This window comes from Nocardia carnea, from assembly GCF_029868855.1.
In the GTDB taxonomy this organism is placed as follows: Bacteria; Actinomycetota; Actinomycetes; order Mycobacteriales; family Mycobacteriaceae; genus Nocardia; species Nocardia carnea_A.
Map to the genome: position 1 here is coordinate 1 of NZ_JARWOV010000210.1, position 7,567 is coordinate 7,567.

Sequence of the window (7,567 nt, forward strand, 5' to 3'; positions counted from 1 at the left end):
GGCGGCCGCGCCCTCCGCGGCGGGGCGGCGGGGTGGGTCCGGGGGGGGGTCGGGGGGGGGGGGGGGGGGGGGGGGGGGGCCCCCGGGGGGGGGGGGGCCCCCCCCCCGATCCTCGACCCCACGCGGGGTGCGATCGTCGACGTAGTCGTCTTCGTAATCCTCGAGCGGAACCATGCCGAAGTACGCCTTGAACTTGTGCAGCGTGCTCATGACTCCGCCTCGCTGTCGCTCGGCTCCGTCACGAGCACGCTCGTGGCTGCGCCCATAATTCGCTCGCTGCGCTCACTCCGTGACTCCGCCTCGCTGTCGCTCGGCTCCGTCACGAGCACGCTCGTGGCTGCGTCGATTATTCGCTCGCTGCGCTCGCTCATTTCTGGTCGACCTTCCTTCGGCCCCGGTGGCGGCCGGGTGTTGAAGTCTTGCTCAGCCCTCGTCGTGTCCCAGCATATGTGTCGAATGTGACTGATGAGGTTTGTTTGCTACGCCGAGGTTATCGGCCGCTCGCCCATGAGGGCGGTACCGACACGCACACACGTCGATCCATGGGCAATAGCTCTTTCAAGATCATTGGACATTCCGGCGGACAGCTCCGTGGCCGTGGGATGCGCGGCTCGTAACCGGGTATGTACCTCGGCCAGCCGGGCGAACTCGGCATCCGGATCGGCCGACAGCGGCGGAATAGCCATAATCCCTGCTAAACGCAGTTCCGCGGATTTCGCGATCCGGTCCGCCAGCGCCGGAACGCCGGCGGGCTCCACCCCGCCGCGAGCCGGGTCGGCGTCCAGACTCACCTGTATCAGTACCTCCAGTGGCTCCTGTCGTTCACCGGCGTCCAGCGCCGCGGCGACGGCCGTTTCCAGGGCGGTCGCCAGACGTTCGCTGTCCACCGAATGGACCGCGTACGCCCAGCGCGCAACCTGCCGCGCCTTGTTCCGTTGCAACCGGCCGATCAGATGCCAGCGCAGTGGCCGTAGATCGCGAAGTTCGTCCGCTTTGGCGGCCGCCTCCTGGGGCCGGTTCTCGCCGAAGTCGTGGCGGCCCAGACGATGCAGCACGGCGATATCCGAGGCCGGAAAGTATTTGGTCACCGGCAGCAGGCGCACCTCGCCGGAATCGCGTCCCGCGGCCGCGCACGCAGCATCGATGCGGGCCAGCAGGCCGGTGAGCCGGCGGCCCAGCACATCGGCACGGCTGCCGCTCCCCACTTCCGGCCGTCCACTGTCCGGGACAGTGTGGTCGGCGGCTCCGCGACCCGGCCCGGCCGCTTCCTCCGGTCCACTACCGGTCATACCGCCCGCCGAATCACCCGGGCCCCAGATGCCTTCGCGCCGAGCAGCCCACCCGAGGCCGCTCACCGGCCGCCGCCGATCCGGTTCCCACCGCTTATAGCTGTGATCATGAATCTCCTCCTCCGCACTCGGCTACCGGATCCGCGGCCCGGCGCCGCACCTCCGCACAATGCCGGGTACCCAGCAGATTCCCACCGGACCGTGCCGGAACACCTATGTGGTGGGCTCCATCCATATAACGCTGCCCAGGCGGCCGGTGGGCGCACCTCGGCGATGGCTGAACAGAGTGGCGTCCTCGATGGTGCAGCGCGGATCCTCGGCGACGGCGCCGACACCGGCCGCGGTGAGCTGACGCCGGATCCCGGCACGCAGATCCAGTCCGGGCGTACCCCGAACCGTCGTGGTGGCACTGCCCGGCAGATGCGCTTCGACATCGGCGCGCATCTCGGCCGGAACCTCGTACTGCCGACCGCTGGCCGCCGGCCCCATGAGCGCCCCGATCCGTTCCGGACGCGCCCCGGCGGCGATCATCGCCTCCAGCACCCGGCCCACGATCCCGATCCGCGCCCCCACCCGGCCCGCGTGGACCGCGGCGATCACGCCGGCTTCCTCATCGGAGAGCAGGATCGGTACACAGTCGGCGGTCAGTACGACCAGAGCAAGGCCGGGCCGTGTGGTGACCAGTGCATCGGTACCCGGCACCGGTTCGGTGCGCGGGCCGTCGATCGTGGCCACCGTACGCCCGTGGATCTGATCCATCCAGATCAGATGATCGGTGGGCAGGTCCAGCGAGGCGGCCAGGCGGGCGCGGTTGCGCCGCACCGCTTCCGGGTCGTCACCGACGTGGTCGCCGAGATTGAACGAATCGTAGGGCGGCGCGGAGAATCCCCCCGCGCGCGTGGTCACTACCCGTCGAACGGTGAGTACCGGTGGCGCAGTCATGATGTCGAGCCTAATGGGCACAGCGTGTGTAGCCCATTCTCCGACAGCGCACCGCCCCCGAGCACCGACGAAGAAACGGCACGAGACGATGTGCCGGGCGCGCCTCGGGGGTACGCCCGGCGCTTTCCGGCGCCGCTGTCGGCCACACCGGATATCCGGCAGGCCGCGGTAGTGGGTCAGCGGCGCATGAAATCGGGGACGTCGACATCGTCGTCATCGTCGGGCAGCTCCGACGACGGCTGGATATGCGAACGGCTGTTGTGTGTGAACGTCGGGTCCACCGGCGGGCGGCTGCGCTCGGAATCGCGGTAGCTCGGCGCCGGGCCCCGGGCAACCGACGAGCCGGAATCGGAGGACCGGATGGACGCGGGCTCGTCGGAGTGACCGCGGGCCGCACCGAGTTCGGCGGTACGGGAGTGGCCCAGTTCGGCGCTGCGCGAGGATTGCGCGGAGATATCCGCGGTCCGCCCCGAACCGAGCGATCCCCGGCTGCTCGCCGTATCGAAGGTGCGTCTGGTCGGGCCGCCGCCGTCGAATCCGGCGGCGATAACTGTCACCCGTACCTCGTCGCCGAGCGAATCGTCGATCACCGTGCCGAAAATGATGTTGGCCTCGATATGGGCGGCTTCCTGCACCAGCGACGCGGCCTCGTTGATCTCGAACAGACCGAGATCGGAACCTCCGGCGATCGAGAGCAGTACACCGTGCGCACCGTCCATCGATGCCTCGAGCAGCGGTGAATTGATCGCCGCCTCGGCCGCTTTCACCGAGCGTCCCTCACCGCGGGAGGAACCGATACCCATCAGTGCGCTCCCCGCGCCGGACATCACGCTCTTGACGTCGGCGAAGTCGACGTTGATCAGACCCGGGGTGGTGATCAGATCGGTGATGCCCTGCACACCGTTGAGGAGTACTTCGTCCGCGGAGCGGAAGGCGTCCATCAGGCTCACCGCCGCATCACCGAGCTGCAGCAGCCGATCGTTGGGGATCACGATCAGGGTGTCACAGGATTCGCGCAGCATATTGATGCCGACCTCGGCCTGGTTGCCGCGGCGCTTGCCCTCGAACGAGAACGGCCGGGTCACCACACCGATGGTCAGCGCACCCAGTTTGCGCGCGATACTCGCGACCACGGGAGCGCCACCGGTACCGGTACCGCCGCCCTCGCCCGCGGTCACGAAGACCATATCGGCGCCCTTGAGCACCTCTTCGATCTCGTCCTTGTGGTCCTCGGCGGCCTTGCGGCCGACCTCCGGGTCGGCGCCGGCGCCGAGTCCCCGGGTGAGCTCACGCCCGACATCGAGTTTCACGTCGGCATCGCTCATCAGCAGTGCCTGGGCGTCGGTGTTCACCGCAATGAACTCGACACCCTTCAGGCCCTGCTCGATCATTCGGTTGACGGCGTTCACGCCGCCGCCGCCGATACCGACGACCTTGATCACGGCAAGGTAGTTGTGCGGGGGCGTCATGAGCTCTCGCCTTCCTTCGATCCAAAGTCTGTCGTTTCCGGATACCCCGTACCGGTCCGTGTGATCGCAATCCGCGAACCGTGATCCGGGCGAACCCTGAACCTCAACCATAGGGTTGGAGTTATGTCAAGTATCCGACTGGTGCCGAACGCTATTCGCCGCCGTCTCGATCCGCTCGCAGGCGCGCCGAGACGATCAGCAGTTTCTTCGGCGAACTCGCCGCCGGCGGGACGATGCCCGTCGTATCGTGAACGGTTGCCGTACGGCCCGCGTTCACATCGTGGTACGCCCCCGGCACCCGCGGCGGGTAATCGCCGCGGGTACGCCCGGGGACGCCGCGGCGCGGCGAGCCGGACAGGGTCGAACCGAACAAGATTGCTGGAGCTCATTTTACCGTGACCAGACTGGGACTCGAGACGTCGAACACGGTTCCCGGACGCGTCAGCAGCGGTAGCACCACCGCCGATTTGCGCTCGCCGTCCTCGCTGCTGCCCCAGAGTACCGTGCGACCGTCGCGCAGTGTCAGCGAAATATCCGAGACTGTTTCGGCGTGCACACTGTCCACCTGCACGGTCAATTCCTTTGGCAGCGCTCTCACCACGGCAATCGCCGCCCGGGTGAGTACATCCCCGCTGCCCGGTTTCGCGGTCACCAGATTCGGAACACCGATCGGCGCGGGCTCGATCGCGTATTCGATTCCGTCCGCGTCGAGTAGATGCGCACCCTCGGCGGTGTCGTAGTACAGCACCGGAGTTCGCGGCTCGATCCGCACCCGCACCGTCGACGGCAGCACCCGCTGCACACGCGCACTGCGCACCTTCGGAATACTCGCCACCCGTTGGGCCATTGCGGCGGTATCGATCCGCAGAATGGAGCCCTGGTCCGGAATCTGCAGCAACTCCCGGATCCGATCCTCGGGGATCGCGCCCGCCCCTTCGATCCGCACCTCGCGGACCGACAGCATCGGCGAGAACCATGCCAGCGCGGCGAACGTGATCACCAACGCCACCGCGGGCACAGCCCACAACCGGAACCGCCGTGATCCGAACACCCCGAATCGCCGCGCCCCGGACCGCACTCCGCGTCACCGCCCGTACTGCGGACGCGCGCGTAGTCCGTCCAGGATCTGGCTGCCGAGCATGGTGACATCCCCGGCGCCCATCGTGATCACCACATCACCGGGCTGGGCCAGACCGGCCACCTGCCGGCCCACCCGCGACATATCGGGCTGGTAGTGCACGGGTTTGGCGACCGCCTGGGCGACCAGGGCACCGTTGACACCGGGTAGCGGTTCTTCCCGGGCGCCGTACACATCGAGCACCACCACCTCGTCGGCCAGATCGAGGGCAGACCCGAATTCGGCGGCGAAAGTCGCGGTGCGGCTGTACAGGTGTGGCTGGAAGACCACGATCACCCGGCCGCGGCGCGACCGTGCACCGTCGCGGGCCTCCTGTTCGACCAGCTCGGCGGCGGCGCCCAGTACGGCGCGGACCTCGGTGGGATGGTGCGCGTAATCGTCGAAAACGCGGACACCGTTCTCCCGGCCCACGAACTGGAACCGGCGATGGACGCCACCGAAACCCTCCAGCCCCTGGATGATCTCGTCGATATCGGCACCGGTGGCACGCGCCGCCAGCAGCGCCGCCAAGGCGTTGAGCGCCATATGGCGGCCCGGTACCGAGAGCCGCAGGGTACGCGGCGCGGGCTCACCGGTGAGCTGGAACTGGGCGATACCGCCCACATCCCGCGGTTCCCAGCTGTGCAGCCGGACCCCGACCGGGACCGGCGCATCGGGCAGATCACCGGAACCGTAACCGAGAACCCGGACACCGCGCTCGGCCAGCCGCGGCCCGACCCGCTCGGCGAGGGCCCGCGCGCCCGGATCGTCCAGGCACACCACCAGCAGGCCGCCCGCGGCGAGCCGATCGCTGAAATCGTCGAATACCTGCACATAGGCATCGTCGGAGCCGAAGAAGTCGAGGTGGTCGGATTCGATATTGGTGACCACGGCGACATCCGGGTCGTACTGCAGCAGCGATCCGTCGCTCTCGTCGGCCTCGGCGACGAAGGTGTCGCCGCTGCCGTGATGGGCATTGGTGCCCGCTTCGTTGAGCTCACCTCCCACCGCGAACGACGGGTCCAGCCCGCAATGCTGCAGCGCGACGATGAGCATGGAAGTGGTGGAGGTTTTCCCGTGCGTCCCCGAAACCAGCAGGGTGCGATGGCCGCTCATCAGGGCCGCGAGGACGGCGGGGCGCAGCAGCACCGGGATATCGCGGCGACGCGCCTCGACCAGTTCGGGGTTGGTCTTGGGGATGGCGGCGTAGGTCGTCACCACCACAGTGGGGCCGCCGGGCAGCAGATCCAGGGCACCGGCGTCGTGACCGATGCGCACCTGCGCCCCTCGTGCCCGCAGAGCCAGCACACCGCGGCTCTCCTTGGCATCGGAGCCGGAGACCGCACCCCCGCGCGACAACAGGATCCGGGCGATCCCCGACATTCCGGCGCCGCCGATTCCGACCATATGTACCCGGAGCAGCTCCGGCGGGAGCGTGCCCGGCCCGGCGGGAGCCGCCGTCACCTGGTCCTCGCTCACCGGCCCGCCGCCCGCAGCACGATCCGCGCGACCTCGTCGGCGGCGTCGCGATGACCGGCACCGGCGGCGGCGCGGCCCATCTCGGCAATGCGTGCAGGATCCGTGAGCAGCGGTATCACCTCATCGATCACATACTTCGCGGACAGTTCCGGGTCACCGACGATTCTGCCACCACCGGCGGCGACAACGGGGCGCGCATTGAGTTCCTGTTCGCCGTTTCCGTGTGGTAGCGGCACATACACCGCGGGCAGGCCCACCGCCGACACCTCGGCGACGGTCATCGCGCCGCTGCGGCAGACCACCGCGTCGGCGGCCGCGTAGGCCAAATCCATCCGCGAAAGATACGGCACCGCGACATAGGGGGCGCGAGGGTCCGGGGATGGCACCTCGAGCGTGTTCTTCGGACCGTGCGCGTGCAATACCGAGACACCGGCCGCGGCCAGTTGCGGCGCGGCACCGGAGATCGCGTCGTTGATCGACCGCGCACCCTGCGAGCCGCCGAATACCAGCAGCACCGGTCCCTCGGCAGGCAGTCCGAAATGGTCGCGGGCCTGTGCCCGCAGCCCGGCTCGGTCCAGCGAGGTGATCGCCGACCGCACCGGGATCCCGACGACCTCTGCCTGAAGTCCCGAATCCGGTACCGCCGCGAGAACCCGCGCGGCGCGGCGGGCGCCGACCTTGTTCGCGATACCGGCCTTGGCATTGGCCTCGTGCACCACCACAGGTACCGCGCGCCGGCGGCGCAGCACACCGGGCCCGGCCGCCAGATACGCCGGCAGCGCGACATAACCGCCGAAGCCGACGACCACATCGGCGCCGACCGCGTCGATGATCTCCCGGGTACGCGCGACCGAGGCCCGGACCCGGCCCGGCAACCGCAGCAGATCCGTACTCGGTTTCCGCGGCAGCGGCACCGGCGGGATCAGCTCGAGCGGATAGCCGCGCTCGGGGACCAGAGTCGTTTACAGGCCGCGCGGGGTACACAGCCCGGTAACACCGGTGCCCGGAAAGGTGTTGCGAGGGAGGCGATCACCGTCGAATCCGGGCCGGATTGCCGGTTCGCCCCACCCGATACGGCGGCGGCTGCGTCGGCGTGGGTGTGGTGCGTGAGGCGGTAGACCGCCCGATCGAGGATGGGCAGGATTTCGGTGATCTCGTGGTTGTGGTCGGCGAAGCGTCCGATCAGCGCGTAGGTGAGGTTGTTGAGCACCAGCGAGATGTCTTCGACGTACGTGGGATCCGCCCGCTCGAAGAGTGCGGTGAGGATCGGT

General features: G+C 68.7%; 6 protein-coding genes and 2 pseudogenes. All 8 read right to left on the reverse strand.

The window, feature by feature from the left end; translation table 11 throughout:
* A pseudogene (locus tag QH195_RS20445) lies at positions 1 to 210 on the reverse strand (cell division protein SepF); the annotation flags it as partial.
* Positions 211 to 479: 269 nt separating this feature from the next.
* Positions 480 to 1,289, reverse strand: a complete 810-nt coding sequence (locus QH195_RS20450; protein ID WP_280436623.1) for a YggS family pyridoxal phosphate-dependent enzyme — start codon at positions 1,287 to 1,289, stop codon at positions 480 to 482.
* 213 nt (positions 1,290 to 1,502) lie between these two features.
* Positions 1,503 to 2,231, reverse strand: a complete 729-nt coding sequence (gene pgeF, locus QH195_RS20455) for a peptidoglycan editing factor PgeF (protein WP_280419654.1) — start codon at positions 2,229 to 2,231, stop codon at positions 1,503 to 1,505.
* 176 nt (positions 2,232 to 2,407) lie between these two features.
* Positions 2,408 to 3,700: a cell division protein FtsZ gene (gene ftsZ, locus QH195_RS20460; RefSeq protein ID WP_280436624.1), complete on the reverse strand. Its 1,293-nt coding sequence runs from the start codon at positions 3,698 to 3,700 to the stop codon at positions 2,408 to 2,410.
* Between the two features lie 151 nt (positions 3,701 to 3,851).
* Positions 3,852 to 4,073, reverse strand: coding sequence for a hypothetical protein (locus QH195_RS20465; protein ID WP_280436625.1), 222 nt, complete (start codon positions 4,071 to 4,073; stop codon positions 3,852 to 3,854).
* Between the two features lie 12 nt (positions 4,074 to 4,085).
* On the reverse strand, positions 4,086 to 4,700 hold the full coding sequence (locus QH195_RS20470) for a cell division protein FtsQ/DivIB (RefSeq protein WP_280436626.1): 615 nt from the start codon (positions 4,698 to 4,700) through the stop codon (positions 4,086 to 4,088).
* An 84-nt stretch (positions 4,701 to 4,784) separates the two neighbouring features.
* Complete coding sequence (murC, locus tag QH195_RS20475) at positions 4,785 to 6,224, reverse strand: UDP-N-acetylmuramate--L-alanine ligase (RefSeq protein WP_280436627.1); 1,440 nt, start codon at positions 6,222 to 6,224, stop codon at positions 4,785 to 4,787.
* A gap of 68 nt (positions 6,225 to 6,292) precedes the next feature.
* Positions 6,293 to 7,291: pseudogene (locus tag QH195_RS20480) on the reverse strand (UDP-N-acetylglucosamine--N-acetylmuramyl-(pentapeptide) pyrophosphoryl-undecaprenol N-acetylglucosamine transferase); the annotation flags it as partial.
* Positions 7,292 to 7,567 lie beyond the last annotated feature (276 nt).

What these genes read in the sequence shown, in the direction of transcription:
- QH195_RS20450 (WP_280436623.1), bottom strand. Translation starts at nt 1,289, where the DNA reads ATGACCGGTAGTGGACCGGAGGAAGCGGCCGGGCCGGGTCGCGGAGCC.
- pgeF (WP_280419654.1), bottom strand. Translation starts at nt 2,231, where the DNA reads ATGACTGCGCCACCGGTACTCACCGTTCGACGGGTAGTGACCACGCGC.
- ftsZ (WP_280436624.1), bottom strand. Translation starts at nt 3,700, where the DNA reads ATGACGCCCCCGCACAACTACCTTGCCGTGATCAAGGTCGTCGGTATC.
- murC (WP_280436627.1), bottom strand. Translation starts at nt 6,224, where the DNA reads ATGGTCGGAATCGGCGGCGCCGGAATGTCGGGGATCGCCCGGATCCTG.